Below are 26,402 nucleotides of genomic sequence, written 5' to 3'. Positions count from 1 at the left end.
GCACCTGCTTGAACAACGCCTCCTGCGCTCTGCTTGAACAGGGTGCCGCCGTTCGCCCCGGGTTATTGAGCAGTTACCCAATTCGGTCCGCGCTCGTTCGGATGAGAACCGGAAATAGCGAGACTGACCTGAATTGAAGCGCGAATTCGTTGGACTACCCGCACCGGTCGCTCACTGTCTCTTTGCGACCCGAAGCGGCCTTGCAGGTTTTCGCGACGGCTACGACTGCTATTGAGGAGCAACAGCCGCAGGCCCGTATGCGCGCCCTAAGATGTGGGCGCCGGTCATACAGCCGCGTCGTACTGACGGATCTGCGTCGCTAGTCGTTGCAGCAACCGGTTCGCCGCAGGCGAAAGCTGGCGGCCCACGCGCGTGATCAATTGAGCCTCCGGACTTTGCAGCAACCGGTTCTCGACTGGGATTGTCGTCAATTGGCCGGCTTCCAGCTCAGGGGCAACCGCGATCCGCGTCAGAAACGTGAAGCCGAGATTGTTGGTTATGAACAGCTTGAGCAAGGTGACCGAATTCGTTGTCAACGCTGGCGTCAGTCTGACGCGGTCGAGCAGCATCGCCGCCTCCACCAGCCGCCGCGTGCCGTGCTCCGGATGCGTCAATGCCAGCGGATAAGGAAGCAAGTCCTGCAGCGTGACCGATCCTAACTTGCCGGCGAGAGGAAAATCCGGCGCAACGACCGCGTGCATCGGTTGACGCGATTCAGCGCGGCTGACGACCTTAGGGTCGGGCGACGGGTTGAACGCTAGCCCGATGTCGGCCTCGTCCTCGGCCACGCGACGCACCACTTCGTTGGTGCTGCACTGGTCAACTGTGAGCGAGATTTCCGGGTGGCTCTCGCGGAACTGCCGTATCGGGCCGCCGACCATCGTCGACGCGAAGCCTTCACCCATGACGACAGTGACCTTGCCGCGGCGCAGTCCGCGCAATTCCTGGATCTTCGAAACGAGATCGGCCTGATGGGCGCGCTGCTGGGAGAAGTACTCGAGCAGCAGCGCGCCTGCCTCGGTTGGTTTGACGCCGCGCTTGTTACGCTCGACGAGCGGCGTGGCAAGTTCCTCCTCGAGCAGTGCGATCTGCCGACTCACGGCCGAGGGCGCGATGTCCAGGAAGTCGGCCGCGGCGCGCACTGTGCCACAGCGCACAGCTTCATACAGGTAACCAATACGGCTTTCGGTGTAGGGGGCTGGCATGCGGTCGTCCCAGACGTAGCGTGTAGGCGCCTATTCTGGCACGCCAGCGGAATTGGGGAGCATGTCTCTCCGCCGTCTGCGGCGCGACCGCCTCGCCGGTCATCGGACCAGACACCAACGGGTCAATCAGCTCTTCAGGGATCTTCGGCAGTACCGCACTCATGGCGGCGATCTCCGCGTTCTTCTGCTTCGTTCTGCTTGGTACAAATGCTCCGGTAGGTCGTGTCTTGCCTCACACAAAATTCTGGACAGGCTCCCGAAGCCAAGCACATCAGGCCGCCGCGGCCGGTCCGAGGCCGTCCCGAGCCCGTCTTGGGCCTTGCGCCTTGCTTGCCCAGGGCTTTAAAGTTCCTATGCTCCGCTGCCACCTCGTCTACTGCTCCGGTTGAAACATCAGTAGGTGCATGCCATCGTCTATCGGCAGCCAGTAGGGCACGACCTTCATGCCGATGCAAACCTCATCCAGCGCACAATTGACCAGGTTGGCAATCACATTGACGCCGACATCGAGGGTCACCGACGCGACCACATAGGGCTCGTGCCCACGAAAAGCCGCGGCGGCGCGCCGCACCACGGTCCATGAGAAAATTTCGCCGCGACCCGAGACCTCGCGCCATTCAATGTCGGTCTTGCGGCCGGTGAAAATGCTGGTTGGGCGCGGGTAATGCTGATATTTGCCGGTTGCCCGGCAGTACTGGATGACCAATTTCTTCTCGCGTGTCGCCGCCCAGAATGGTTGCGTGAAGCTGGATGGCTTGATCGCGCGCCTGACATCAAAGGTATCGTTGAGAAGATCGGGAGTAGCTGTTGGCATTGTCGCCTCGCGTTTGATCATGCGTTGGGAGCCAGGACCAGGGCGCTGCTCGTGCCCCAGTTGCGCGAGTAATTGATCCAGCCGATGCCACTCACCAGCGCATTGGCGGTATTCCTTACCTGACGCGCACCACCCTCGCCCATCAACTGCCTCACTGCCTCGGTCAGGTTGTGCGAACAGCATGCCGCTTGCCCCGCCGAGATCTGGCCGCCGCCGGTATTCAACGGTAGATCACCATCGAAGGCAAAGTTCATTTCGCGGATGAACTGCACGCCCTGACCAGGCCCACAAAAGCCGAACGCCTCGAGCTGCAGCATGATCGCGATGATGAAATCGTCGTAGGGATGAAACGATGCAACATCCCTGAGCGCGAGTCCTGCCTGGGCGAGGGCGCGTTTGCCGCAAACTTCGTGGCCACTGCGGGTAACATCGACGAAGTTCTCCCCACCCAGGAAGTTGGTTCGCTCCCCGTAGCCGATCGGTGTGACGAACTTGTCGATGCCCTTTTCCCTGGCGCGTCGCCTGCTGGTCATCAGCAGGCCGGAAGCGGCGTCGCAGCGCATGACGCAATCGAGCAGACGTATCGGGTCGGCGATCATGCGCGAGTTGAGGTAGTCATCGATAGTAATCGGCTTGCGCAGCTTCTCGCAGGCGTTGTCGTTCAACATGGCATGGGCACGCTGGGTGACCGCGAGCTTGCCCAGCATCTCGTAGTCAAGTCCATACTGATGCTCGTAGCGCCGCGTCAGCAAGCCGAAAGCGTCGGGGGGGCCGAATACACCGTACGGATCAGCCCACTCGCGGCGGAAACTTCGGTCACCTCGGTTGTTTTCCGCCACGCCAGTATCGGCGAACAGCAGCAAGACCGTGGTGCATAGGCCGGCATCGATCGCTGCCGCGGCACGTGCGACGCTGCCGGTGGCTGAACAGCCGCCGATATGCACCTGGTCGCAGTAGTCGAGTTCCAGGCCGAGCTGGTCGGCCGTAACCTGTGCCCAGAAGCTCTCACCCGCCGCTGTCAGCCCGAACCCGGCCATGACCAGGCCGTCGATCTCCGCCTTCTCGAAGCCGCTGCGCTCGAGCAAGGCGTCGAGCACCTCGGCATCAAGCTCCCAGACGTCGCGGTCGCTCTTCTCCATGATCTTGGTTTCGGCATAAGCGACGATCGCCGATTCGCGTAGGCAGTTCACAGCGCCCCTTCCCCTCCCGGCGCCTTGATGGGCGCCGCTTTCTTGTTCAGGAACTCGCTCAGACGCGCGGTCGTTTCGGGGCTGAGGGTATATTCACTGACCAGCCGCTCGACGAAGATGCCATCGTCGTAAGACATATCCCGGATGCGCGGCAAGGCATTGGTGATGGCGAAATTGGTCAGCGGCGCGTTGGCGCAGATGCGCCGGGCCAATGTGACGGCCTTCTCCAGCGCCTGCCCCTTGGGCACCACATACTGCACCGCGTTGAAGCGTAGCGCCTCATCGGCGTTCAGCACGCGTCCCGTCAACATCAAATCCGTCATGAGGGCGGTCCCGATCAGCCGGCTGATCCGCACCGAGCCGGCGCCGCCGACGAAGATGCCACGCTGGCCTTCAGGCAGGGCGAAAAACGCCGTTTCGTCGGCGACCCGAATATGGGTGCTGGCCGCGGCCTCGAAGCCGCCACCGATGGTGGCACCATGCAAGGCAGAGACGAAGGGTATCCTGCCCCGAGCGATCGACTCAGTGTCGTAATTGCGAGGATACGGCAGTTTGTGGTCCTGGCCGCTTTCCCACATCGACGCGGCGTAGGCGAGATCCAGCCCACCGCTGAAGCACTCCCCATGACCGAACAGCACGCCGCACCTGGCCTCTTCACCCGCGCGCATCACCGCCGTATGCAACTGCTTATGCAATTCGTCGTTGAAGGCATTACGCTTTTCCGGACGGTTGAGACCGATAATGGCAACGTCGCCATCGAGTTCATAACTCACTACTTCCTTGCTCATTTCTTTCTCCTTCGATGTTTCGTTCATTTCACGAGGGCAACAGCCCGGTCATCCCTGCGCCACTGCATCGACGTGGGCGAGCAAATTTCGTTTGAGCAACTTGCCGGTGTCAGTCATCGGCATGGAGGGCAGCACGCGAAACAGTGCCGGTTGCTTGTAGGGCGCCAGTTGCTCCCGCAGGTGGCCGCGCAGTGCTTGCTCATCAAAACCCATGCCGTCGCGAAGCTCGAGGAAGGCGATCACCCTCTCGTTGCCATCAGGCTCTCGCTGCCCAACGACCGCCGAGCGCCGCACGCTGGGATGCTGATTGAGCACCGCTTCCACTTCTGCCGGATACACATTGAAGCCGGAGCGGATGATGAGCTCCTTAAGTCGGCCGACGATGAACAGCGCGCCGTCCTCCCCCAGCCGCCCAAGGTCACCTGTGGCATACCAGCCGCCGGGACGGAACGCCTGCCGGGTAGCCTCGGGATCTCGAAAGTAACCGGGCGTCAGATACGGCCCGGCGAGCCAGATCTCCCCGGTCTCTCCCGCCGCTACATCACGATGGTTGGCGTCCACGATGCGAATGGACATGCCTTCCAGGAGATAGCCTGCGGCGGTGTCCTGGCGCCGCACGTTGCTTGCGGTGGCGCAGCCGACCGGGGATTCCGAACTCGCATAACCGTGGTGCAGCGGCAGGCCGAAACAAGCCTCCACGCGCTCCTTCAGCGCGATATCGAGTGGACTGCTTCCCGTGTAGATGTAGCGCAGATGCGGCGCTGATGGCCGGTCAATGCCATGCGTCTCGAGGTGGGCAAGGAGGCGCGAATACAGCGCCGGCGGACCTTGCAGTTGGCTGACCCGATGATGGGCGAGTGCGTCGAGCACATCAGCGGCAGAGAAAGTCTGCTGCAAGACCAATGTTGCGCCCGAAAGGAGCGACGAGGCCAGCACGGCGGCAAGGCCAAAGATATGGGTCATCGGCACGAACAAGCACAGGCGATCGTCGCGACCCAGGCCGCGCGATTTGCAGGAGACGCGCGCGGCATGCAGCACGGCCGCGTGGGTCACCATGACGCCCTTTGGCCTTCCGGTGGTGCCGGAGGTGGAGATGATCGCCGCGACGCGCTCGGCTTCGCTGCCTTGTTCGGCGACTGCCTCAAGGCGCACGTCGCTGTGCATGAGTCCGTCGAGCGTCGAGGAGCGGGCCTGGTGGCGCCCGGCATGGGTCATTGCCGCCGCAGAGACCCCCGTGGTGAAGTAGATCAGCCGCGCATCGACCAATTGCGCAAAGGCATCGACTTCGCCGGCTGCCATGCGGGCATTGACTCCGGAGGACCAGGCGCCGACGCAACTGCAAGCGAGCAGCAAGGCGATATGCTCGGTGCAGTTTTCCGTCACGATTACCACCCGATCGCCGGGGCGCACGCCCAAGGCGAGCAGTTCCGTCTCCAGGGCGCTGGCCATCGCGCCGACCTCGGCATAGGTCACAGTGCGATCGGGGAGATGGATGAATTCGCGGTCGGGCTCACTCGCGAGCCACGGCTCGAGGAGTTCGTGGATGCGGCTTGGATTCATGGGTTCTCCAAAAGGAAACAGATTCGGGCGCGATGAATTGCCTGGATCGGCAATGCGCCTCGGCGCACCAGTGCCATCAGCCGAACACATTCAAGGCATGCCGGGAAATGGCGGCCTTGAGAACGTCGGTCGGCCCATCGGTGATCAACATGCTGCGCTGATCACGCCAGAACTTCTCGATCGGCAATTCGGTCGAGAGTCCGATACCGCCGTGGACTTGCATGCATCGATCTGCAGCTTCAAAGGATTTGCTGTCACCGAAATTCTTCACCATGTAAGCTTCCGTGCGAATGTCCTCGCCGCGATCGTGTTTCCACGCTGCGTGCCTGACCATCAGTTCGAGCTGGTGCCACTCGAGGTAGGAATCGGCGATTAACCATTGCACGCCTTGCCGTTCAGCAAGCGGCTTGTCGAAGGTCACCCGCTCCTTCGCATAGCTCGCGGCCAGTTCGAGACAGCGCTCCATCACCCCGCAGGCCTTGGCGCCGTGACGCACCCGAAGTACGGTGAGCACTTTCTGTGCGTGCTTGAAGCCTTCGCCTTCGGCGCCGATGCGATTTTCCACCGGCACTCTGACATCGTCGAAGGCGATTTCCCAAGGCGTGTCGTCGACCAGCATCTTCTGTGCGCGCAGCAGTTTGACCCCGGGAGATTTCATGTCGACGATGAAGGCAGAGATCCCGCCGTGCGAGCCCTTTGTGCGGTCGGTCGCGGCCATCAGTTGCGCATAATCGGCATCAGCCGCGCCCGTGATGAAGCGCTTGAAACCGTTGATCACGTAATGATCGCCGTCGCGCACGGCGGTAGTCTTCATGCCTCCGGGGTCCGAACCCGCATCGGGCTCGGTCTGGGCAAAGCACCATTTCAATTCGCCGCGCAATGTCGGCAAGAGAAAGCGCTCCTTCTGCGCAGCGTCGAGTTCATAGAGCACGGGGTACACCGTCGCGCCGAACGGATTGATTGCCCGCACCGGCAAGGCCACCGTGCGGGCGAGTTCCGACCACACGATGGTCTTGGCGAGCAGGCCGAAGCCCAGCCCGCCGTATTCGACGGGCACATCGAACTTGTCGAGTCCCAGTTCTTTCCCGAACGCCTCGACGCGGGCACGCAGTTCGGGAATCAGCTTGTCGTCCTTGCGTGCGGTGAGTTCGGCCGGAATGAGCTCCTGATTCACAAAGCGGCGCAGCGAATCCTTCAGCATGCGCAGTTCTTCCGGCAACGCAAAATTCATCATATCGTTTCCGTCCATACCCATTTCCTTTCAGTGCCGCTGCGTGCGCGCACGGCGACGGCGTGCACGCGGCTGCCGTTGGCCGCGCTGGCTAGCGCTCAGCGCGATGAATTCGACTCGATGTACTGGTTGAAGAAGGTCACCATCTCCGGCGGCAACCTTTTCAGTTCGACAATGACGCGCTCGCCGTCGGCACCCTGGACGAAATGTGCCGGCGCCAGCGTCACCTTTTCGTACTGCGCGATGAATTGCGGATCCTTCGCCATCCTTTCCACGGCGCTGCGCAGTTCAGCGACGGCAGCGTCGGGGGCATTAGGCGGCATGAAGATCACCCGCGGCGTGCGCGAGATCCGGTTCAGGAACTGCAGCGCTTCCCACTTCGGCCCGCTAGGGTTCGCATTGGCGCCGTGGATTTCGCGATAGAGCTCCAGGAAGGTGGGCACATCGGGCAGATTGGGACTGCGTCTAAGGTTGCCTTCGCCGCGCTCGTACTGGAAGAGCGGAATCGCGAGGCCCTTGTCCACCAAATTCAGCTTGGCAAAGGAGTTGTAGCCGGGCAAGGAATTACTGAGCAACTGGATGTCGCCCTGGAGCAGCGCCACTTCGGCCTCACGCGTCCCCTTGTAGCCGGGAATGATCCGGTATTTGGCGCCGAGCAGATCAAGGGCCAGACTCTGGCGCAACGCCGACCAGTCCGAACCGTTCGAAAGCACGGCAGCGCGAAACGTATTGACTTTGGCAATATCTGCAGGTTTGGCGATGCCCGGGGCGGTGTCACGCCGAATGTATAGCAGGTTGGTCTGCTCCATGCCGGCAATGAACTTGAGGTCGTTGAATTTGACCCGCAAGTTCGGATGATTCAAGATCTGCTGCATCGGGTCCCAGGTAAAGAAACCGATGTTGAGGTTGTTCGTCTCGGAGACGTCGCCGAGTTGGTTGACGGCGATCATGCCGCCGGCGCCGGCAACGTTGCGAACGACGACAGCGCTGGTGCCTTTCAGAAAGCGCGGCAGATGTTGCGCAAAAACGCGCCCCTCCAGGTCGGTGGGGCCGCCCACCGGGAAATTGACAATCACATTGACCACGCGGCCGGCAATATCTTGCGCATGGGAAATACCCGTGCCTGCGCAGAGCATCGCCAAGACGCAGGCAACGCTGCGAAATTTAGTCATCAGACGCATTTCTCAAACCTCCTGATAGTCGACATGAAGTGAATCGCGACGCCTGTAGCTCCGCTGATCGAGTCTGCGGGCGTCGCGGGCACGACGAATCGCTTGGCGCGATCCAGCTCTTCTCCGTTTCGCGGTCATCAGGCGGCGTGGATCGGAATCACCGAAGAGTCCGCCACGCGCGCCCCCTCATGCCGCGCACTACCCAAATCTGCGCCCTTGGACGTGAGGAACATGTTCACCCACCCAGCGCGTTGACGCGCACGACGCGCCTCGGATCGGCCTTGAAAGATACGTGAGCGCCGCCAGGTGGATGATGTGGGTGACGCCGTAGCGCTCCATCATTGCATCCAGCGGCACGGCATCGGCGACGTCGAACCTGCACGAACTCTCCGCGTGCCAGCGGACGCACCGCCTTCAAGGCTGCAGCCCTGGCCTGCACGGACTCCTCGACCAGCCTGGCGAGATCATTGTATGGATGAACTCCGACTCGCATGACTAGATCCGTAACTTCTATATAGGTGTTCGAAGAATATAGCTTGTTATATCGACTTTCTTCTAGGGATATCCATAAGTCCTACATAGGATAAAGTGCGGCGCGTTTCGCGGCTGATGGGCTGGTCGTACACGATGCCATGCTGTTCCAGGACGTGCGTGTAGATACCGGGTGCATGGGTGCGCCTACGCGGATGAGGTGAGTATCCAGTCTCATCGAGTCGCTCGAGGCTCGCTGGCAGAAGTCGCGGTCGCGCGGGGCGCCCCTCGAGCAGCAGCACGGAGCCTGCCTTGCGCCCGGCGAGTCCGGTGGCAAGCGTGGCGCCCCGACTCGCCGGCGCCGATCACCACGTAGTCGAAAAGTTTCGCTATGTTCCATGTTCCGAAAGGCTCCAGCGATGTCACGAACGGCCCACCCGGGTCGTGGGCGTGGCGGCGGTCTGGACCCACACGCTCTTGGTCTGCGTGTATTCGTAAAGCGCCTCGACTCCGCTCGTGCGCCCGTAGCCGCTGTTCTTGTAACCGCCAAATGGCGAAGCAACATGCACGGAGCGGTAACCGTTGATCCAAAATGTGCCGGCGTCCACCTGGCCCGCCACACGGTGCGCGCGGCCGACGTCGTTGGTCCACACCGCGCCAGCCAGGCCGAATTCGCTGTCATTGGCGATCGCGATCGCTTCCTCCTCCGTGTCGAACGGAATCGCGGCGATCACGGGTCCGAAGATCTCGGTGCGGGCGACTTGCATGGAGTTCGAGACACCGGCGAACAGCGTCGGCTTGACGTAATAGCCGCCTGGCTCGAAATCTGTGGTGCCGGCCGCGAGCTGGGCGCCTTCTGCGACGCCCGCAACGATCATCCGCTTGATGTGCTCGTACTGGCCGCGGTTGCTGATTGGCCCAATCTCCGTCGACGATTCGAGCGGATGCCCGATGCGCAGTCGGCGCGCGCCGTCCGCCACCTTGTCGACCAGTTCGTCGTAGACTCGGCGCTGCACGAGCAAGCGCGATCCAGCGGTGCAACTCTGGCCCGTGCCCGAGTAGACGGCTGCCTGGGCGCCAATTGCGGCCATGTCGAGGTTTGCGTCTTCGAAGACGATATTTGCGGACTTGCCGCCGAGTTCAAGGATGCAGGGGATCAGATGCCGCGCAGCAGATTCGGCGATCTTTGCGCCCGTTGCGGGCGAGCCGACGAAGACGACCTTCCGCACGATGCCGTTCGCGATCGCCGCCTGCGCCGTCGTGTGACCGTAGCCGGCTAGCACGTTGACGAGTCCGGCGGGCAGGCCGGCCTGTTCGGCCAGCGAGGCGACCGCCAGCGACGTGAACGGCGTCAGCTCCGATGGCTTTAGCAGCGCGGCGTTGCCCACGGCGATGGTCGGTGCGACCTGCCAGCCGAACGACAGAATCGGGATGTTCCACGGCGTGACATGGAGGATGGTCCCGTACGGCTCGCGGCGCGTGTAGTTGAGGTGCGTAGTCGGCACGGCGATTACGTCGCCATGGAACTTGTCGGCCCAGCCCGCGTAGAACTCGAACATCTCGGCCACCATCTCGGCCTCGCGGCGGCTGTCGCGGATCGGCTTGCCGGTCGAGATCGACTCGAGGCGCGCGAGCGCTTCGCCATACTCGCGGATCTTCGCCGCCACCGCGAACAGGGTGCGCCCGCGCGCGGCGTGGGTCATGCCCCACCAGGTTTTCTGCGCCTCTTGGGCGGCCATACAGGCGAGAGCGGCCACGTCGGCGCCGGCGTCGCGATAGCTGACGCTCTTTTCGCCGGTCGCGGGGTCGAACAACTGGATTTCGTCCCCGCTGCCCGGAATCAGCTTGCCGCCCACATACGAGCCGATTTCCGTGGCGCCCGGAAAGAACTCGGCGAAGGCCGCCACCAGGAATCCTGCTTTCGATTGCTCCATCGTGAATGCTCCAGTCAGTTGTGTTCGTCCGTGGCAGTATGGTTGGAGGGGGTGGCCTGATCAATGACACACGATGAGCAATCGTGTTCTGAAAAAGAGAACACTAGTCAGCGTGCTACTTGATGTGAAGACAGTGGCGCCGCTTTGACTAGCTTTGTCCCGAGACGTCAAATAGCAGTCCCGAAATGTCAAATTACCGGTCTTATCTCGCCAATACTGGCTCGCTCGCCCGAAGGGTTATTTCGGTGCAAGTGAAAGACCGCGGCCCCGACGTTCACGCAGACGAGTACCACGTTCGGGGCTGTCCTTATGGCAACGCGATGCGGCTAGAGAACGTCCAAAACTTGCGTGATCTGGGCGGGCTGTGCAGCAGATCCGTTCGTCTCCCAGCAGTTGGATGTCTCAGATGGGTCTGCTGCCGGCTGGCACAGGCGCAGCGGATCAGTGGCGAGAGGACGCTTACCAGCAACCCGTCAACGCCCTGTTTCCGATGAGGCTCACAATCGTAAAATTCGGCCGCCGAATGCCCGTGGATCACCTCACCCCCGGTAAATCGGCTACTGTCGGCAGGCAGCCACGCGGTAATCGGATGACGGATTACAGGGCTGAACTGACGCCTGAACGTCCGACTGATGACATATCTGAACGGCGGCTCATGGCCGACACCGGTCAAATGCGCCCCCGGTCGGTGCTTCCCCACAAGTACCGGTCGTAGGGAATCGGGTTTCGCGCTCCTAGCGCGCAGCCCGCCTGGTCTCAAGGCAAGCGCGCGCCAGTCGCACTAATTCCAGATTTCTAGTCTCACGGAAAAGCACCTAGTCTCACGAATTCCGGTTCCGTACACTGGTCTCTAGGCAAGCGCGCGGCAGTCGCACTAATTCCGGTTCCAACATGCGGAGGGGTGATTTGGTCGCGCATTGTGTGTCGACTGTTAGGAATCGGAATTCTCGAGATTGCGATCTCCGAAGAATCAACGACTTAGCGTCCAATTCGGTCCGCGCTCGTTCGGATTAGAACCGGAAATAGCGAGACTGACCTGAATTGAAGCGCGAATTCGTTGGACTGCCCCGCACCGGTCGCTCCCTGTCTCTTTGCGACCCGTTGCTGCCCTATGAGTCTTGATTGCCGATGACTACTTTGCAGCGATAGCGGTCTTTCCCATAAAACTACCCGTGGGCCGCTGCCGGCCAAAGGCTGGCGCTCGTCCGTGACTGCTCTCTGGTACTCTCTCCCCGTCCAACTTGTACGATGCAGCTCTGGCTTCTCCACCTACGATTAGCGAACGGACTTCGCATAATTCCGACGCGGGCTGCTGGATCAGAGTCGCGGCTGCTGACATTACTTAGGGAACCAATCTATGAACGAAGCCTGGATGCTTCAAACTTCTGAAATTCGGCGTCCGTTTTCGCGGGCGACCTGGGTTTCCCTTCGTGCTTCGCTCAATGACGAGAAGGGCAGCGTGACGGAAGTGGGGTATGTCGGCGACGTATTCGCTTGCGGCTCCGTCGCCTTTCCCAAGCAGCATCACGAGCTAGCCGAGCGCTTGAGTTGGAGCGACATCGGCATCGGGCACACCGTGGCACCGTATGCATACTCGGACGGCCATTACTCGCCGATCGATGAGTATCAGTACAACGACAAGGAGCCCGTCGGGATCAACCTCGTTTTTGAGCATCCACAGCCCGTGGTCGGCGGCCGGCAGTGGATCCTGAATCCGGATCTGGTGGTTGCGCTCCGCCTAATTAAGGAGGGGTCGAACTGGGTCAGGCCGGAAGAGGACTTTGTCGTGGTCGCCAGGGAGACGGTGGACAGCGATGGTAGCCATCGCCAGATCGAGATCAAGCGTGAGTTCCTGATGGACTATCTGGCAGCGCGAGGCATGTCCCTTCGTCTTTCCTATTACCGCCAGCGCGTCGAGAACGTGCCTAGCCTCAAGGACAGCCCCTACGCCGGCCTGACTGAGGTCCAGGCGCAGCGTGAAGGTGGAAGGTACGAACTGCGCATCAAGGAGCTAGACGCCGTGTTCGGCGGAAGTTGGGCATCGTTTCGTATGTGGCGTACCGACGTCGACGAGGAGGAAGATGCTCCGGTCATGGGGCCTGAGACGAATGACAACACCGCCTCGGAGAGCGCAAAGGGCCATCGAAGCGGATACCCCGGCGTGCGCGTCGAAGGCGAGTTCTGGCGAGACGAGTGGATAGAACATCAGGGGAAGAGCACGCGTGTGCGCGGGGACGAGGATCAGAACCTGCCGCACTTCATCGTCGACACCGACGGCTCGCGCAAGTTCTCGGCCGAGCTCAATGACGAAGACATCGGACGCTGGCTCTGGTTCCGCCCATCCGTGGTCAACGAGCTCCTGACTCATCGAGGCTTCTCCCTGAAGTGGTACACGGCTGAAACCGGCGCGATCGAATCCACCTCGGGGTACTCAACTCATTTCGGTATTAACGCCTCGGAACTTATCACCGTTTACGCCTATGACATCGCCAAGCTTCCCGCTTGGGAGCAGTTTCTCTGGGCCGCAAGCAACGTCGCGCCGGAAGGCAAGGTCAGCGCGGAACTTCTCGCCTCGCAGGTCAAGGCCCAGCCAGCGGACACCAATGCCGTGGAGGAAATGCTGTTTGGGTGCATGCGGCTGCTGGAGGCCGACTTCCGCAAGACATTTGGCGTGCCTCTGTTCTCACATGAGATTGATGATGCCGCGTCGATGCAGCACGTCTCGCGCTTTTCGAGCAAAGACCAGGCTTCGCTCTTGCGGCTGGCCAAGGAGCTTGTTCGAGTCTTCTCTGACCGACTCGACGTCCGCTCTCTTCGAAAGTTGTCCAACCACCCTGACAAGGAGAAGCTGGGCTCTAACAAGTTGCTGCAGAGCATCTTGGCTCAGAAGGCCGGGGAGTCGCGCGCGCGCGAGGTTTTCTCTGCGATCGCCGGCGCGTACGATATGCGTCTTGGCGACGCGCATCCGACGACCTCGAAGATCAGCGAAGCCCTCAAGCTCGCCGGCATCGACACCACGGTGTCGTATCTGAGGCAGGGCGAGCAATTGATCCGCAACTTCGGTCACGCCGTTTGGTGCACCGGGAGTCTGCTCTTCGGAGACCAAGAAAAGAGCGAGGGATGAGCCATTAGCTGTCGGACGGCCCAATAGCGGCCGGTCGGCGGATCGACGATGAGCGGCAGCACACCCTGAAGCGGTCAGTCAATAAAAGGCTCTGACTGGCCGCTCGTGGCCGACAGCAGTCAAATGCGCCCCTCGGTCAAGTGCTTCCCCACAAGTACTGGACTGTAGGGAAGCGGGTTTCGCGCTCCTAGCGCGCAGCCCGCCTGGTCTCAAGGCAAGCGCGCGGCAGTCGCACTAATTCCAAATTTCTAGTCTCACAGAAAAGCACGTAGTCTCACGAATTCCGGTTCCGTACATCAGAGTCGTTGAGTCACGTAAGGATGGCCGTCGCCGCGGGCATTTCGCCTACTGGGGGTGAAACGGTCGCACCCCTACGCGGCAACCAGCCTATGTCGTCTTCGGAGCTCGCAGGCGACGACCGAGCCTCAACGAGGCATTGACTGTTGCCGACCCTTCGATCAATGGCACATCTCCGCCATTAGCGTGGTCACCTTGCAGTCGCATCTCGCTTCACGGCCACACACTTGATCTCAACCAGCAAGCCCGGATGCGCGAGCTCGGACACGCCAATCGAAGTCCATGCGCACGTGCCGCGTGGGAAAATCCGATTCTTCACTTCACGGAATACGTGCATCTGCGCGCTCATATGCACGTGGTACGTCGTCATATCGACAACGTCCTCGAAACTGCAGCCAGCTTCGTCTAGCACCACGCGCAGATTTTCCCAGCACGCCAGAAATTGCGCCTCGGGATCCGAGATCACTTCGAGGTCGGCGGTACGCCCGATCTGTCCGGCACAAAATACGGTGGCGCCGACTTTCACTGCCGGTACATAGCCAGCACGTTCGACGATACGTTGCATCGTCGGTGGGACGATCGGTTCGCGGTCTGTCATGTGTTCTTCCGTCACTATAAGTTGAAGCCCGGATCCAGTCGCGGTAGCGCCTGTGCTGATTCCATCGGCCACTAGCCATTCTGGCTGCCACGCCAGCGCCCGCTCGAATGGCCAGTAGCAGTAATCATCAGCCCAAACGCCGTGAGGCCACAGCCGCTCACAGCAGCTTGCCCCATAGATGAAGGCGCAGCACGACGAGGTGGCGCAGCTTCGGGCGAACTGGCCTGACTTGTAAGCGCGACGCGGACGCTGTCGGCCGAGCACGCCAGCGTCCGTTTTTTTATGCCACGCCGCCCAGCGGCAGCCTCAATCCAGCGTGATGTTCGCCTTCCGGATCACCTCGCTCCAGCGCTGCGTCTCGACGCGCACCAGCGCGGCATAGTCTGCGCTGGTGCCGGGCATCGGGATAGCCTCCTGGGCCGCGAGGCTCTCGGCAGTTTTCTTCTCTTTCGCGATCTTGTTGATCTCGATCGACAGCCGGTCGACGACGGCCTTGGGCGTTCCCGCCGGCGCCAGCACGCCGGCCCAGGAGTCGACCACCAAGTCAGGGATGCCGGCCTCCGCCATGGTGGGAACGTCCGGCAACGAAGCCACCCGCCGCGAACTCGCGACCGCCAGGGCGCGCATCTTCCCGCCCTGGATTTGCGGCAGGACATTGGGCAGGTTGACGAACATCAGGTCGATCTGCCCCGCCATGAGGTCAACCGCCGCCGGGCCCGCGCCCTTGAACGGCACGTGCTCAAAGCTGGTGCCGGTCTTGTGCTGGAACAGCTCGCCGACCATCTGGTTGACGCTGCCGTTTCCGGCGGAGCCCATGAAGAGCGGCTTGCCGCCGGATTTGGCATAGGCGACGAAATCCTTGACGGTCTTCGCCGGCACCTTGTTCGAGACCACCAGAACGTTCGGCACGGCGGCAAACAGTGCCACCTGCACAAAGTCCTTGTTCGCCTCGTACGGCAGCTTCTTGTAGATCAGCGGGTGGATGGACTGGTGGCCCGAAGACGCGAGCAGCAGCGTATAGCCGTCAGGCGGCGACTTGGCGACCAGGTCCGCACCCAGCGTGCCGCCCGCACCGGGCTTGTTCTCCACGATGACCTGCTGACCCAGCGTCTCGGAAAGGCGCTGCGCCAGCACTCGGCCGATCAGGTTGACGGTGCCTCCCGCCGGGAACGGAACGATGAGGCGGATCGGCTTGTCCGGATACGCCGCGGACGCGCCTGGGGCAACGCAAGCCGCGCTAACGGCCGCAATCAGTAACTTGGCGATGAGCTTCATGGTGCTTGGGCAGGAAGAGGATGGATGGATCAGGCCGCTGCCAGGGCGGCGATATCGCGCTTCATCTGGTCGCGCGCCGCATCGAGGCGCTGCCGTGTCGACGTCACCGAAGCCAGCACGGCTTCAAGATGAGCGCGTTGGCGCTCTATGGCAACGGTCACCTCCGCCGGCGCAGGACCGCCGTTGCCGCGCGAGTTGACGCTCTCGACGGGGTCCAGGTACTGGCGCAGCTTGGCTTCCGGCCATTCGATCGCGCGACCGATGACGTCCACCGCCGCGCGGTCGAGCATGGTGCTGGTCACTTCGCCGGCGGACTGGCCGGCATCCAGGGCCATGCGCACCAGGCCACCCACGACGTGGTGGGCGTCGCGGAACGACAGTCCCGCGTCGGCAACGAGCCCGTCGGCCAGGTCGGTGGCCACGGAAAAGTCGAACCTGACCCGCTGCAGCATGGATTGCCGCTTCGGCTCGACGCTGCCGACGACCAGCTTGAACAGCGCGAGGCAGCGCGCCGTTTCCTCGCAGCACTCCCAGAAGCTGCGGATGCTCTCGCGGCTGCTGTCGCCGGTGTGCGTGAAATGGGTGCCCTTGACCGCGATCAGCGCGGTCGTCAGCAGCCCGACGACATGGGCGCTCTTGCCGCGCAGGTATTCGAGCACGGCGGGGTTCTTCTTCTGCGGCATGATGCTCGAGGTACTCGCCACGCGGTCGGGGAAGGACAGCAGGCCGAACTCCGGGGTGGACCACACATAGAAGTCCTGCGCCACCCGCCCCCATGTCAGTGCGACGATGGTCATGTCGGACATGGCCTCCCATGCGAAGTCGCGTGACGCCACTGCATCCAGCGTGTTGTGGACCAGCGAACCGAAGCCGAGCGCGGTCGCGGTGACTTGCCTGTCGATCGGGAACCGCGTGCCGGCCAGCGCGCCTGCACCCAGCGGCATGGCGTCGATCCGCGCCAAAGCCGCATGCAGCCGGTCCATGTCCCGGCCCAGCGTCTCGGCCACGGCGCTCAGGTAGAAGCCGAACGTGATGGGCTGCGCGGGCTGCAGGTGCGTGTAGCCAGGCATGACGGCATCGGCCAATTCACCAGCGCGTTGCAGCGCCACCCTGCGAACGCTGCCCAGCGCCTCGATGGTGTCGAGGACGATGTTGCGGGCGCGCATCCGGTCGATGGTGGCGGCGATGTCGTTCCGGCTGCGCGCCATGTGCAGGCGTCCGCCGATGTCCCGGCCGCTCACTTCCATCAGCCGGGCTTCATAGTTGAAGTACGGATCCTCGCGGGCGGGATCCAGCGTCACCGCGTCGGGCCCCTCGGCCTCCATCCGCTGCAGGCCGCCTGCCAGCTGCCGTGCCACTTCCGGGGACACCAGGCCGGTCTTGTGCAGCATCAGCAGGTGCGCCTGGTTCACCTCGGTGAGGTAGGCGAATTGTCTCGTGAAGTCGCGCGCAAGGCGCGGACCGTAAATGTGCTCGCAGATTTCCTGGGCAAGCGGCTCGTTGAGCCGGCGGCTGACTTTCGATTCCATGGTTCCGGATACGTTGTGTGGTGAACCCAGTATCGAAGCCAGGGACATACCGGTCAAATGACAGTTTCACGGGGGTGCATGCATTTTTGATATGGACATCCGGGAATGCCTGTACCATTGCCGGCATGAACTTCAAGCAGATCGAAACCTTCCGCACCGTTATGCTGACCGGCTCTATGACCGTCGCGGCGAAGCAGTTGCATACGTCGCAACCGAACGTGAGCCGCGTCATCGGCAAGCTCGAAGCGGAGCTCGGCTTCGAGCTGTTCGACCGGCTGCCGGGACGCGTGGTGGCGACCAAGGGCGGCGAGGCGTTGTTCAAGGAAGTGGAGCGTGCCTTCGTCGGACTGGACAGCCTGAGCGACTCGGCGCGCGCCATCCGCGACGTCGGGGTCGGCACGCTGCGCGTGGCGGCCGCCGCGTCGATATCGCTGAGCGTGTTGCCGCAGGCAGTCCGGCGCTTCAGCGAAAAATACCCACAGGTACGCATCGTCTGCGACACCAGCGAGTCCTATGTGATCGCCAACTGGATCGCCACGCAGCACTGCGACATCGGCTTTGTTTCCAACATCTCCGACAAGCCGGGTGTCGTGGCGTCGGTCATACACACCGAAAGCGCCGTGTGTGTCGTGCCGGCGCGTCACCGGCTGGCGAAGAAGAAGCAGCTCGTCCCGGAAGACCTGGCCGGCGAGCGCTTTGTTTCCCTGCCCGGCGGAAATACGTCACGGCGTGCGATCGATGCCGTGTTCCGTGACGGCGACCGCATCATGGCGCTCGAAACGCCCTTCGCCGCGACGATCTGCAGAATGGTCAGCGAAGGCCTTGGCGTGAGCCTGATGAACCCCATCGTCAGCCGGACGATGAAGTTCCCGGGCGTGGTCGCCATCCCGTTCAAGCCCGATATCCCGTTCAGGAGCTACATGCTGCGCGCGCAACTGGCGCCACGCGACACGCACGTCAACTATTTCGCCGCCTGCATGCGAGCAGCCTTCGACGCCGTGTGACCGAGGGCGGCTTGCCGCCATGTTCGCTTGGCGGCGCAAGATCGAGACGAATTTCAGCAGCGTCTTGTCCTGTCCGCCGCGTCTCCAGACGACCCCCACTGGGCCGAACGAACCCGCGTCCGTCGTGCTGGAGCGGATCGGCCGCGCAGATGCCGACGATTTCTACAGCGGTGAAATCGCGTCCGCCATCCTCGGACAAAAAAGGCACCACGGAAGTGACCCGATTTGATATCAGTTGTCAGAAATATCTAATTCGTCTATTTCTACGGCCGCCGTTTCTTGCGGTTGTTCCTTTGATCCGGGGAGGTGGACCGTGGACGAGTACCTTGGCGAAATCCGGCTGTGCGCGTTCGGCTTCGCGCCCACGGGCTGGGCCCTCTGCAACGGGGCATTGCTGCCGATTGCGCAGAAGCGAGCCGCACGAGAACATGCAGCCATACATGGCGCCGCTGGTCTGTATCGCGCTCACTGGTGAGTTTCCGCTGCGCGCCTGGCCGGCGTGCCGGGCGCTCTTTTCCTACCCCGGAAGAGTAATGGCGATGCGCGCGACGCGATCCTATATTGGCCCCGGGTGCGCCGCGCGCAGTCCTGCCGCGGCACCGTTGCACGGATGGCGGGAGACCTCATCGCGCGCCGCCACGTTCCTTCCATCCGTCAAACAAGCACAACGGCGGCTGAATGTTGCAGGGGTGAGTTCCCGTTGCTTCATGACCTTCCTGAATGTCCAAATCCGAGGGGTAACACCATGAATGCTCCAACCGTCAGTGCATACGACTTCTCTTCGCCCGGCGCTGTGCAGGTCAATGCCGGCGCCCCGCGCATCATCCTGGGCGCCAGCACGGTCCACGTACTGGCCTGGGTTTATGTGAACAGCGCGGGTCTGCCTGATAACCAGAAGGTGTTCTCACTGGGCCAGTCGCTGGTGCTTGGCATCGGCACAGCGGGCAACGACGCGCCGCTGCTCTATCCAGAGGTCTGGGACAACGCCGGCAACCACTACACCTTCGTGGCCGGAGAGATCCCGACTGACCAGTGGAGCCTGGTTGAAATGATCTGGACGCAAGGGCAGAGCCTGGCCGGCTATGTCAACGGCGTACAGGTCCAGTCTGTGCCGGTATCCGGCAATCCGCTGCAGGCACCCAATGGCAACGGTACCTCCTACATCGGCGCGTTCTGGGACGGCGAGTCGTTCCCGTTCTCAGGCATGGTGCAGTCCGTGCTGCTGACCAACGGCGCCGACTACACCGCCACGCAGGGCTTTGCCGTGCAGCCGCCGCAAGCCATCAGCAACTGGGGCCCCAGCGGCGCCGTGCTGATCGGCGGCGCCAGCGTCGTCGCGCTCGATTTGCCGCCGTCGACCCCGTACGCGGCCCCCAGCCAGCCCCCTTCGCCTACCTACGTCAATGAGCCGATGCCTGGCAGCGTGGCCGCCAACGCGCCGTTCAGCATGGTCGTTCCCGGTGACAGCAGCACCTATACCATCCTCACCGTCAACCAGGCATGGGTGCAGCTATGCGAGCTCACCGGCCAGCCCGGCGTCAATACCGGCTATGAAGTCGACGTGACCACCGGCGTCAGCGTGTCCGACAGTGAAACGCAAACGCTGGGCGTGAGCCTGGGATTGGAATCGGGGTTCGATATCGGGCTGTTCAGCGCCAAGGTGAACCTGACGCTGTCGTACTCCGATTCGTTCACCGAGGAACTGTCGATCACCGAGCAGACTACGATCGGCAAGCACTTCGAGATCGATAACCCGGTCCAGACCACCACTGGCGTTTGGTGGCAGGCGGTGCCGACGCTGACCACGTTCCAGGTGGTCAATAACGCGAACACCCTTGGCGCCAGCGTCACCGACCCGCTGCCGGATATCGCCGCCACCGTGTATCCGCCGTCGAGCCAGGGCACGCTGAAGACGCTGGGCGCTCCGCTGACCGGCAAGACACCCGAGCAGCCATCGTTGCGCACGTAGCGCACGTAGCGCACCACTCGGTCAGCCGGCTGGCCGTTCAGCGGCCGCCTCCCGCAGCGTCCATAGCGGCGGCAGTTGCGCGACCGGCGGCACGGTGTGGGCGATTGCGCTCACACCGTGCCGGCCTTCCACACCGGTCTTGTCGTAGATGACGCGCGCATGGACCTTTACGGTTTCGACGCTGACGCCAAGGATGGCCGCGATGTCTTCGTTCGACTTGCCCTGCGCCAGCCAGCCGCAGACTTCAAGCTGGCGCGGCGTCAGCGCCGGAAACGCGAGCCGCAGCCGCAGCGCGGGCCCGAGACGGGCGACGGTGCGCTGCTGCGCTTGGCGGTAGCAGCGCAACACATGGGGACGCAGCGCCTGCAGGCGCTCGCGATCGCCGTCGCTGAACGGCGGGCTGCCCGCTACGCGCAAGCCGGCCACCGTGACCACATACCCATCGTGTTGCATCACCACCGCCATCACCCGGTGCAGCCGTGACGGCAACCAGACCTCGCGCGCGACCGGTAGCGCCATGAACTCGTCATGGCTAAACACATCGGATTCGCGCAGCGCGCATTCGCCAAAGAACGCCGGGTCGTATTCCCAAAATGGATGGCCCTGCATGTGCCTGCCGGCGAAAGCCTGCGCCCATGCGGCGCGCATGCCGGGGTCGCCTTGCTCTGACAACAGCGCGCGGCACTCCCCGCTGGCCTGGTGCAGTTCGGTATAGCCAGACAGGTCGCAGTCGGTCAGCGCCGCTACGCTTTCGAACAGAAGCGCCGGCAGCTCATGGAGGTCGGGCTCGTGCTCGTATAACCGGATCACTTCATCCCGGAATGCCTGCTGCTTGCGGTCCTCGGACTTCAGGGCGCTAGGTGGGGGACGCATCCTGGCCTTTCGCCTGCGCGGAGCAGGTCATGGCAATGGAAGGAAACGGCGATGTCGATTGTAGCGTTGCGAAGCCGCTTTGCGCTTATATGGCGCTCAACATCCGGTGTGAGCGCCACGTTCTGGCGCCTGCTGATTTTCTACGTCGGCGCGGTCGCCGTCCTGCTGATGATCTCAACTACATCGCGCTGGTGTTCGTCGCCGCGGTGCTCGCATGCATCGCCATCCTGCCGGATATGCGCATGTCGTTGCTGTTCTCGGTGGTATGGGTGGGCATTGTGTACTTGGCATTCCGGTTCTACACGCGGGACGAGAAGGCTGCGCTCCGGAATCTCGCCAGCAATCCCTGAGCGTCCGTACCGGATCGGCATAGCCGTTGCAGCCCGAGATTTGCGCCGCCGGGAAAGCCGGCGGCGCAAATCAGGCTCAAGAATGACCCTCGCAAAGGATTTCGCCGCGAACGGCAACATTCCACGTCACCATGCAAATACAAATTGATGAGCGCCGCGCGGTCGCCCTTTCCGGCTTCATACAGCGCCTCACCTGGCCGGTTATCCGAGCCAGCGCGACGAGCGACGAAGAAGCGTTCCTCGTACGCGAGGCATTTGATGCGATTGGGAAGGCTCTCGTCCTTGGGCGTATCGCTTCACCACCCCGGCATTGCACTACTGCAACAACGTCTCCGCCAGCGCCCGGAACGCGCGGAACGTGATCGGGTTGTTGGCAGCGTTCCCCGCCACCGGGTGCGACGCATAGCGGACGATGGTCAGCTCGGCCCTGGGATCGATGTAGATGCGCTGCCCATGGATGCCGGCAGCCTGGAACATGCCGTGGCTGTCATGGGACACCCACCACATGTCGCGGTAGCTCCAGCCCGGCAGCACGGCGCCGCTGCCCGAGCGTGCGAACTGCCCGCGGTCGCCGCCGCGGCGGATATCGGCCACGACCGACGCAGGGATGATCTGCTTGCCATTGAAGCGCCCGTTGCCGCGGATGATCTCACCAAAGCGCGCGAGGTCGCGCAGCGTGGTGTTCAGGCCGCCGCCGCCCGCTTCCGTGCCGATGCTGTCGACCGTGAAGTAGGCATCCTGCTCGGCGCCCATCGGCTGCCAGATCCTTTCCGACAGCAGCCTGGCCAGCGACTGGCCCGAAGCGCGGCGCACGATCCACGCGAGCACCTCGGCATTCACCGTCTTGTAGGCAAAGACATCGTCGTGTCCGCCTTCCTTCTGCAGCGTCTTCAGGAAGTCGTAGAACGTTCCCGGCCCGTTGTATCCGGCAGGCCGGGCGAGCATGCCGCCGGCGCGCGCATAATCCCAGACCTCGGCCTTTGGATTGGCATAGTCCTCCGAGTAGCGGACGCCGACGGTCATGTCCATCACCTGGCGCACCGTGGCATCGCCGTAGGCGGTGCCGGCCATTTCCGGCAGGTAGCGCGTGACGGGCGCCGCCGGATCGAGCTTGCCGTCGGCGGCCAGCATCGCCGCCAGCGTGCCGACGAAGGACTTCGTCACCGACATGGCGATATGGGGCGTGTGGCCGTCCAGTACGCCGAAGTAGCGCTCATAGAGGACCTTGCCCTTGTGCATGACCAGGATGCCGTCGGTATAGGTCAGCGCCAGCATCTCTTCGAAGGTGCGCTGCGTGCCGTCCGCATCGGTGAACGGCACCCGGCCGATATCGCGCTCTGCGCGCGGCAGCGGGCTGGGCGGGCCGCTGCCGCGCCAGACCGACGCGGTCGGCACCAGTTCGCGGATATGCGAGAACAGCCAGCGATTGCGCGGGAATTTCTCGGCGCCCGGCGCGTGGGTGATCTGCTTCTCGGGCGGCGGCGGAAATCCTTGCATCCAGCCGAGCCGCACCGGGTCGCTGTCCAGCGCGGCGACCAGGGCAGGCGCCGCGGGCGCGGCGCCGCGGCCCGCGTCCTGGCTCCAGGCCGGCAAGGCGGCGGCGCACAGGGCGCCGCATGCAATGGCGCGCCATCGGCGGCGCGTCCGGGTATGGGTATTGGGTTCCATGTCGTCTCCTCGTTGTTTTATGGCCTTGCCGTTTTCGCTCCCCTGCCCCTGCTAGCCGCCGGCCGGCGGCTCGACACCGCGCTGATGCGCCTCGAGCACCGCGGTCAGCTTGCCGATGCACCGGTCGAGCGTCTGGACTTCGGCTTCGGTCAGGACCGACAGGAACATCCTTTCCAGGACATCGCCGCGCTGGTAGGTCTGCGCCACCAGTTCCGCGCCGGCCGGGGTCAGGAACAGGTTCAGTTGCCGGGCATCGGCCGCGCCTACCTCACGGCGCAGCAAGCCCCGTTTCGCCAGCGCGGTGACCAGCTTGGAAGTCACCGTCTTCTCCAGCAGCACCAGTTCGATCAGCCGCGTCAGCGTCAGGCCGGGCTCCAGCCCGGCAAAACGCAGCACGCGCAACTCCCTCAGGCCGATGCCGAATTCCCGCTCATAGCTAACAAGGAATCATGTGAGGAAAAAGCCCGTTGCGCTTCGTCCTGACGGGCCCGTGGGCAGCCGGGCAGTTAGCCGGCATGCCGCCTGGCCTGCCACTGTCAGTCGAGCAGGTGGCCCATGCGCGTGCGCTTGGTCGCCAGGTACTTTTCATTCTCGGCGTTGGACGGCACGATGTGCCGCAGCTGCTCGTTGACCTTGATGCCGGCTTTTTCGAGCGCGGCGGCCTTGAGCGGGTTATTGCTCATCAGCCGCACCGACGTGACGCCCCACTGGTGCAGCAGGTCGGCCGCAAAGGCGTAGTTGCGCGCGTCGATGGCCTGGCCCAGCGCCAGGTTGGCGTCGACGGTATCCAGCCCCCCGTCCTGCAGGCGGTAGGCGCGGATCTTCTCCGCCAGGCCGATGCCACGACCTTCGTGGCCGCGCAGGTAGAGCAGGATGCCGCGGCCTTCGGCCGCGATCTTTTCCATGGCCAGTTCCAGTTGCGGGCCGCAGTCGCAGCGGCAGGAACCGAAGACATCTCCGGTCAGGCATTCGGAATGCATGCGGATCAGCACGTCCTCGCCAGCCACCTCGCCCACACTGAGAGCCAGATGCTCAATGCCTGAGTGGGCGCCCTTGAAGGCGTGTGCCGTGAAGTCACCAAATCGGGTCGGCAGGCGTGCCGAATCGATCAGCTCAATTTCTGTGTCGTTCATACCGGAATTCTTTTCAATGGGTGCGGGGCGGCCCGGCACCGCCGACATTATGAGCGGAATTGCGCGTTCGCGCTTGATTCGGCCATGGAATACACCGTTGCGGGCCGTCGGCATATTCCTAAAGCAAGGCGCGCGACAGACTTTTGCAGCCAGGGCAAAGTGATGCGCGCGGCATAGCAAGCTGGCTACGCCGGCTGGCGGCTCAGGGTTCGACGGAGGGCTCGCGCTTCAGCGTGCGCAGCACAAAGGTCGAGCGGCTGTGGCGCAGCCCAGGCAGCTTGTACAGCTTGTGCCGCAGGAACTCCTCATAGCCTTGCGTGCCGGCCACGGCGACCTTGATCAGGTAGTCGTAGTCGCCGGTCAGCAGGTAGGCTTCCATCACTTCCGGCAGTTCGGCAAGTGCCTGGCCGAAGCGGTACAGCATGTCGTCGTCGTGGCGCTCCAGCGTGACTTCGATCAGGACCGTATCCGGCAATCCCAGCGCCTTCTGGTTCAGCAGGGCCGCGTAGCCTTCGATGACCCCGCTTTCCTCGAGAGCGCGCACCCGGTTCCAGCAGGGTGTGGCGGAGAGGCCGACCTGCTCGGCCAGTTTCGCGTTGGACAGGCGGCCGTCGCGGCGGAGTTCGCGCAGGATGCGGCGGTCAGTGTCATCGAGCCTGGGAGGTTGCACCATGGTCTATAGTTCTTATGGACGAAACATCTCCATTTTATTCCATAAGAAGTCGTTTCTTCTCCATTTTTACCAATATCGGAGAAAATAAAGAAGCTCATTTTGCGCTCCGGCTGGTAAATTAACCTCATCAGAAGACCTGCCGGAAACGCCACATGCCAGCCACCTTCCCTCCCACCCTGCGCCTTTCCCTGCAACTCGACGGCACCGACCCATTCGGTGCGATGGAGTGGGTGTTTGCCAGCGCCCGCCGAACCGGGCTGGTGCCTGAACAATTGCGCTTCGACTCGACCGGCTTCGAATCAACCAGTCAGCCAGTGCTCCATGCAACCCTGACCGCGGCCGATGCCAGCCTGCTCTGGCTGTTCCTGCGCCGGCTGGAAAGCGGCATCGACATGGCAGTGCTGGACGCAGACGTCGACGATCCGGAGGGCGAAGCGCAAAGCGGGCTGACTCCCGCACCGCGCGCCGCCATCCCGAAGGTCGGCAGCGACGCCGCATTGGCGCTGCCTGCCTAGCGGGCCGCGCTATGCTGGAAGCAGTTCGATGCCGTCGAGCTGCGCCGCGCACGTATCCCGCACGATCGCGACAAAGTCCGCCACATAAGGCCGGAGCGCCAGCGGCGCCGGCACCGTGGCATAGAGCTCGCTCCACAGCCCCCTGGCGCCGATCCGCTTGGCCAGCACGTAGTCGTGGTCGACATAGTTCTTCACGCCCCAGTTTGGCAATGCGGCCACGCCGCGCCGGCTCGCCACCAGTTGCAGCACGGCCACCGTCAGCTCCGCGGTGCGCCGCTGCAGCCGGATGCCGGCGGGCTCCAGCACCTCGCGGATCAGGTCGATGCGCTGCTCCGGCACCGGATAGGTGATCAGCGTCTCGCCGGCCAGGTCGGCGGCCTCGATGCGGCGCTTGTTGCGCAGCCGGTGCTCGTTGGCGATGACCGCCAGGATCTCGAAGCGGAACAGCGGCGCGACGTCGAGCCCGCGCCGGACCGCCGGCTGCGAGCCGATCACCATGTCGGCGCGGCCTTCGCTGAGCAGCGAGATCGGGTCGGCATGGAAGCCCGCCACCAGGTCCACCTCCACCTCGGGCCAGCGGCGGCGGAATTCATCCATCACCGGCATCAGCCAGTCGAAGCAGGTATGGCACTCCAGCACCACGCGCAGTTCGCCGCGGGTATCGCCCTTGAGCCGTTCGATATCGCGGTCGGCCGCGCTGACCGCGGCCAGCACCTCGCGCGCGAGTGCCAGCAGGCGTTCGCCCGCCGGCGTGAAGCGCAGCCCCTGCCGGGTCCGGTCGAACAGCGGCAGGCCGTAGTGCGCCTCGATGGCCTTGATCTGGTGTGACAGCGCCGACTGGCTGACATGCACACGCTCGGCCGCGGTGGCGAGCTTGCCGGATTCGGCAATGGCAATCAGCGAACGGAAATGGCGGACCTCGATCATGCGCGGTCCGGCACGCGGGCCTGCCCCGCCGTCGTATGAAATTGATTCATATACTGTTTAAAACTTGTCGCTTGATTCATTTTATGGGCAAACCGACACTGT

At 63.1% G+C, this 26,402-nt stretch carries 23 protein-coding genes and 1 pseudogene; 7 read left to right on the top strand and 17 right to left on the bottom strand.

All coding sequences use genetic code 11. From position 1 onward, the window contains the following. Nucleotides 1–284: 284 nt before the first annotated feature. The 8 genes from J8I34_RS27590 to J8I34_RS27555 all read right to left on the bottom strand — a co-directional run bounded on the left by J8I34_RS27590 (nt 285) and on the right by J8I34_RS27555 (nt 10,365). Nucleotides 285–1,205 (bottom strand): LysR family transcriptional regulator, encoded by a 921-nt coding sequence (locus J8I34_RS27590; protein WP_209807473.1) that lies wholly within the window; start codon nt 1,203–1,205, stop codon nt 285–287. A gap of 373 nt (nt 1,206–1,578) precedes the next feature. Then, nucleotides 1,579–2,040, bottom strand: coding sequence for a Zn-ribbon domain-containing OB-fold protein (locus J8I34_RS27585; protein ID WP_245176169.1), 462 nt, complete (start codon nt 2,038–2,040; stop codon nt 1,579–1,581). Then, nucleotides 2,037–3,158 carry a thiolase family protein gene (locus J8I34_RS27580; RefSeq protein WP_052279385.1) on the bottom strand — a complete coding sequence of 374 codons (1,122 nt, stop codon included), beginning with the start codon at nt 3,156–3,158 and terminating at the stop codon, nt 2,037–2,039. The genes J8I34_RS27585 and J8I34_RS27580 overlap by 4 nt, the downstream gene beginning before the upstream one ends. A gap of 47 nt (nt 3,159–3,205) precedes the next feature. Then, nucleotides 3,206–3,997 carry a crotonase/enoyl-CoA hydratase family protein gene (locus J8I34_RS27575; RefSeq protein WP_209807472.1) on the bottom strand — a complete coding sequence of 264 codons (792 nt, stop codon included), beginning with the start codon at nt 3,995–3,997 and terminating at the stop codon, nt 3,206–3,208. A 48-nt stretch (nt 3,998–4,045) separates the two neighbouring features. Further along, entirely contained in the window at nt 4,046–5,557 is a 1,512-nt protein-coding gene (locus tag J8I34_RS27570) for a class I adenylate-forming enzyme family protein (RefSeq protein WP_209807471.1), read from the bottom strand. Between the two features lie 76 nt (nt 5,558–5,633). Beyond that, the gene (locus J8I34_RS27565; RefSeq protein ID WP_209807470.1) at nt 5,634–6,806 is read right to left on the bottom strand and encodes an acyl-CoA dehydrogenase family protein; all 1,173 of its coding nucleotides are present in this window, start codon (nt 6,804–6,806) and stop codon (nt 5,634–5,636) included. Between the two features lie 80 nt (nt 6,807–6,886). Then, complete coding sequence (locus J8I34_RS27560; RefSeq protein ID WP_209807469.1) at nt 6,887–7,969, bottom strand: Bug family tripartite tricarboxylate transporter substrate binding protein; 1,083 nt, start codon at nt 7,967–7,969, stop codon at nt 6,887–6,889. A gap of 884 nt (nt 7,970–8,853) precedes the next feature. After that, a complete protein-coding gene (locus tag J8I34_RS27555; RefSeq protein WP_209807468.1) occupies nt 8,854–10,365 on the bottom strand; it encodes an aldehyde dehydrogenase family protein in 1,512 nt (503 codons plus the stop codon). A 1,357-nt stretch (nt 10,366–11,722) separates the two neighbouring features. Between J8I34_RS27555 and J8I34_RS27550 the strand changes: the two genes are divergently transcribed. Further along, on the top strand, nt 11,723–13,489 hold the full coding sequence (locus J8I34_RS27550) for a hypothetical protein (RefSeq protein WP_209807467.1): 1,767 nt from the start codon (nt 11,723–11,725) through the stop codon (nt 13,487–13,489). Nucleotides 13,490–13,976: 487 nt separating this feature from the next. Here the strand turns inward: J8I34_RS27550 and J8I34_RS27545 are convergent, their stop codons facing one another. From J8I34_RS27545 to argH, 3 genes are all read right to left on the bottom strand, one after another. Beyond that, on the bottom strand, nt 13,977–14,384 hold the full coding sequence (locus J8I34_RS27545) for a RidA family protein (protein WP_209807466.1): 408 nt from the start codon (nt 14,382–14,384) through the stop codon (nt 13,977–13,979). Between the two features lie 306 nt (nt 14,385–14,690). Next, nucleotides 14,691–15,659, bottom strand: a complete 969-nt coding sequence (locus tag J8I34_RS27540) for a Bug family tripartite tricarboxylate transporter substrate binding protein (RefSeq protein ID WP_209807465.1) — start codon at nt 15,657–15,659, stop codon at nt 14,691–14,693. 29 nt (nt 15,660–15,688) lie between these two features. Further along, complete coding sequence (argH, locus tag J8I34_RS27535) at nt 15,689–17,188, bottom strand: argininosuccinate lyase (protein ID WP_209807464.1); 1,500 nt, start codon at nt 17,186–17,188, stop codon at nt 15,689–15,691. A 125-nt stretch (nt 17,189–17,313) separates the two neighbouring features. Here argH and J8I34_RS27530 point away from each other — a divergent pair, with 125 nt between their 5' ends. The 3 genes and pseudogenes from J8I34_RS27530 (at nt 17,314) to J8I34_RS27520 (ending at nt 20,161) form a co-directional block, all read left to right on the top strand. Further along, nucleotides 17,314–18,192: a LysR substrate-binding domain-containing protein gene (locus J8I34_RS27530; protein WP_029049942.1), complete on the top strand. Its 879-nt coding sequence runs from the start codon at nt 17,314–17,316 to the stop codon at nt 18,190–18,192. 313 nt (nt 18,193–18,505) lie between these two features. Further along, nucleotides 18,506–18,610: pseudogene (locus J8I34_RS34890) on the top strand (tail fiber protein); the annotation flags it as partial. Between the two features lie 327 nt (nt 18,611–18,937). Then, nucleotides 18,938–20,161: a LamG-like jellyroll fold domain-containing protein gene (locus J8I34_RS27520; RefSeq protein ID WP_209807463.1), complete on the top strand. Its 1,224-nt coding sequence runs from the start codon at nt 18,938–18,940 to the stop codon at nt 20,159–20,161. 21 nt (nt 20,162–20,182) lie between these two features. Here J8I34_RS27520 and J8I34_RS27515 read toward each other — a convergent pair whose 3' ends face one another. Then, nucleotides 20,183–21,034, bottom strand: a complete 852-nt coding sequence (locus tag J8I34_RS27515) for a helix-turn-helix transcriptional regulator (RefSeq protein WP_209807462.1) — start codon at nt 21,032–21,034, stop codon at nt 20,183–20,185. A 29-nt stretch (nt 21,035–21,063) separates the two neighbouring features. Between J8I34_RS27515 and J8I34_RS34885 the strand changes: the two genes are divergently transcribed. Further along, on the top strand, nt 21,064–21,384 hold the full coding sequence (locus tag J8I34_RS34885; RefSeq protein ID WP_245176168.1) for a hypothetical protein: 321 nt from the start codon (nt 21,064–21,066) through the stop codon (nt 21,382–21,384). A 131-nt stretch (nt 21,385–21,515) separates the two neighbouring features. Then, the gene (locus J8I34_RS35750) at nt 21,516–21,746 is read left to right on the top strand and encodes a DUF7706 family protein (protein ID WP_500784439.1); all 231 of its coding nucleotides are present in this window, start codon (nt 21,516–21,518) and stop codon (nt 21,744–21,746) included. On the opposite strand, the gene J8I34_RS27505 is transcribed toward J8I34_RS35750, so the two are convergent. The 4 genes from J8I34_RS27505 to J8I34_RS27490 all read right to left on the bottom strand — a co-directional run bounded on the left by J8I34_RS27505 (nt 21,700) and on the right by J8I34_RS27490 (nt 24,858). Further along, a complete protein-coding gene (locus J8I34_RS27505) occupies nt 21,700–23,052 on the bottom strand; it encodes a serine hydrolase domain-containing protein (protein ID WP_209807461.1) in 1,353 nt (450 codons plus the stop codon). The genes J8I34_RS35750 and J8I34_RS27505 overlap by 47 nt on opposite strands. 51 nt (nt 23,053–23,103) lie before the next feature. After that, nucleotides 23,104–23,463, bottom strand: coding sequence for a MarR family winged helix-turn-helix transcriptional regulator (locus tag J8I34_RS27500; protein WP_256441871.1), 360 nt, complete (start codon nt 23,461–23,463; stop codon nt 23,104–23,106). A gap of 125 nt (nt 23,464–23,588) precedes the next feature. Continuing rightward, the gene (gene ribA, locus J8I34_RS27495) at nt 23,589–24,185 is read right to left on the bottom strand and encodes a GTP cyclohydrolase II (protein WP_133094483.1); all 597 of its coding nucleotides are present in this window, start codon (nt 24,183–24,185) and stop codon (nt 23,589–23,591) included. 202 nt (nt 24,186–24,387) lie between these two features. Beyond that, nucleotides 24,388–24,858 carry an Lrp/AsnC family transcriptional regulator gene (locus J8I34_RS27490; protein ID WP_029049258.1) on the bottom strand — a complete coding sequence of 157 codons (471 nt, stop codon included), beginning with the start codon at nt 24,856–24,858 and terminating at the stop codon, nt 24,388–24,390. A 152-nt stretch (nt 24,859–25,010) separates the two neighbouring features. On the opposite strand from J8I34_RS27490, the gene J8I34_RS27485 reads away from it, so the two are divergent. Continuing rightward, nucleotides 25,011–25,373: an AsnC family transcriptional regulator gene (locus tag J8I34_RS27485; RefSeq protein WP_209775631.1), complete on the top strand. Its 363-nt coding sequence runs from the start codon at nt 25,011–25,013 to the stop codon at nt 25,371–25,373. Nucleotides 25,374–25,382: 9 nt separating this feature from the next. On the opposite strand, the gene J8I34_RS27480 is transcribed toward J8I34_RS27485, so the two are convergent. Continuing rightward, nucleotides 25,383–26,300, bottom strand: a complete 918-nt coding sequence (locus tag J8I34_RS27480; RefSeq protein WP_209775630.1) for a LysR family transcriptional regulator — start codon at nt 26,298–26,300, stop codon at nt 25,383–25,385. Nucleotides 26,301–26,402: the final 102 nt, after the last annotated feature.

The sequence above is a fragment of the Cupriavidus phytohabitans genome, assembly GCF_017815025.1.
Classification (GTDB): domain Bacteria; phylum Pseudomonadota; class Gammaproteobacteria; order Burkholderiales; family Burkholderiaceae; genus Cupriavidus.
This window is presented reverse-complemented; position numbering and strand designations above follow the sequence as displayed.

Excerpts from the sequence above, each read along its gene's own strand:
- J8I34_RS34885 (WP_245176168.1), top strand. The coding sequence starts at position 21,064 with ATGGCAATGGAAGGAAACGGCGATGTCGATTGTAGCGTTGCGAAGCCG.
- J8I34_RS27570 (WP_209807471.1), bottom strand. The coding sequence starts at position 5,557 with ATGAATCCAAGCCGCATCCACGAACTCCTCGAGCCGTGGCTCGCGAGT.
- J8I34_RS27575 (WP_209807472.1), bottom strand. The coding sequence starts at position 3,997 with ATGAGCAAGGAAGTAGTGAGTTATGAACTCGATGGCGACGTTGCCATT.
- J8I34_RS27555 (WP_209807468.1), bottom strand. The coding sequence starts at position 10,365 with ATGGAGCAATCGAAAGCAGGATTCCTGGTGGCGGCCTTCGCCGAGTTC.
- J8I34_RS27490 (WP_029049258.1), bottom strand. The coding sequence starts at position 24,858 with ATGGTGCAACCTCCCAGGCTCGATGACACTGACCGCCGCATCCTGCGC.
- J8I34_RS27565 (WP_209807470.1), bottom strand. The coding sequence starts at position 6,806 with ATGGACGGAAACGATATGATGAATTTTGCGTTGCCGGAAGAACTGCGC.
- J8I34_RS27580 (WP_052279385.1), bottom strand. The coding sequence starts at position 3,158 with ATGGAGAAGAGCGACCGCGACGTCTGGGAGCTTGATGCCGAGGTGCTC.
- J8I34_RS27485 (WP_209775631.1), top strand. The coding sequence starts at position 25,011 with ATGCCAGCCACCTTCCCTCCCACCCTGCGCCTTTCCCTGCAACTCGAC.
- J8I34_RS27530 (WP_029049942.1), top strand. The coding sequence starts at position 17,314 with ATGAACTTCAAGCAGATCGAAACCTTCCGCACCGTTATGCTGACCGGC.
- J8I34_RS27515 (WP_209807462.1), bottom strand. The coding sequence starts at position 21,034 with ATGCGTCCCCCACCTAGCGCCCTGAAGTCCGAGGACCGCAAGCAGCAG.
- J8I34_RS27505 (WP_209807461.1), bottom strand. The coding sequence starts at position 23,052 with ATGGAACCCAATACCCATACCCGGACGCGCCGCCGATGGCGCGCCATT.
- J8I34_RS27540 (WP_209807465.1), bottom strand. The coding sequence starts at position 15,659 with ATGAAGCTCATCGCCAAGTTACTGATTGCGGCCGTTAGCGCGGCTTGC.
- argH (WP_209807464.1), bottom strand. The coding sequence starts at position 17,188 with ATGGAATCGAAAGTCAGCCGCCGGCTCAACGAGCCGCTTGCCCAGGAA.
- J8I34_RS27585 (WP_245176169.1), bottom strand. The coding sequence starts at position 2,040 with ATGATCAAACGCGAGGCGACAATGCCAACAGCTACTCCCGATCTTCTC.
- ribA (WP_133094483.1), bottom strand. The coding sequence starts at position 24,185 with ATGAACGACACAGAAATTGAGCTGATCGATTCGGCACGCCTGCCGACC.
- J8I34_RS35750 (WP_500784439.1), top strand. The coding sequence starts at position 21,516 with ATGCAAATACAAATTGATGAGCGCCGCGCGGTCGCCCTTTCCGGCTTC.
- J8I34_RS27560 (WP_209807469.1), bottom strand. The coding sequence starts at position 7,969 with ATGCGTCTGATGACTAAATTTCGCAGCGTTGCCTGCGTCTTGGCGATG.
- J8I34_RS27520 (WP_209807463.1), top strand. The coding sequence starts at position 18,938 with ATGAATGCTCCAACCGTCAGTGCATACGACTTCTCTTCGCCCGGCGCT.
- J8I34_RS27545 (WP_209807466.1), bottom strand. The coding sequence starts at position 14,384 with ATGACAGACCGCGAACCGATCGTCCCACCGACGATGCAACGTATCGTC.
- J8I34_RS27550 (WP_209807467.1), top strand. The coding sequence starts at position 11,723 with ATGAACGAAGCCTGGATGCTTCAAACTTCTGAAATTCGGCGTCCGTTT.
- J8I34_RS27590 (WP_209807473.1), bottom strand. The coding sequence starts at position 1,205 with ATGCCAGCCCCCTACACCGAAAGCCGTATTGGTTACCTGTATGAAGCT.
- J8I34_RS27480 (WP_209775630.1), bottom strand. The coding sequence starts at position 26,300 with ATGATCGAGGTCCGCCATTTCCGTTCGCTGATTGCCATTGCCGAATCC.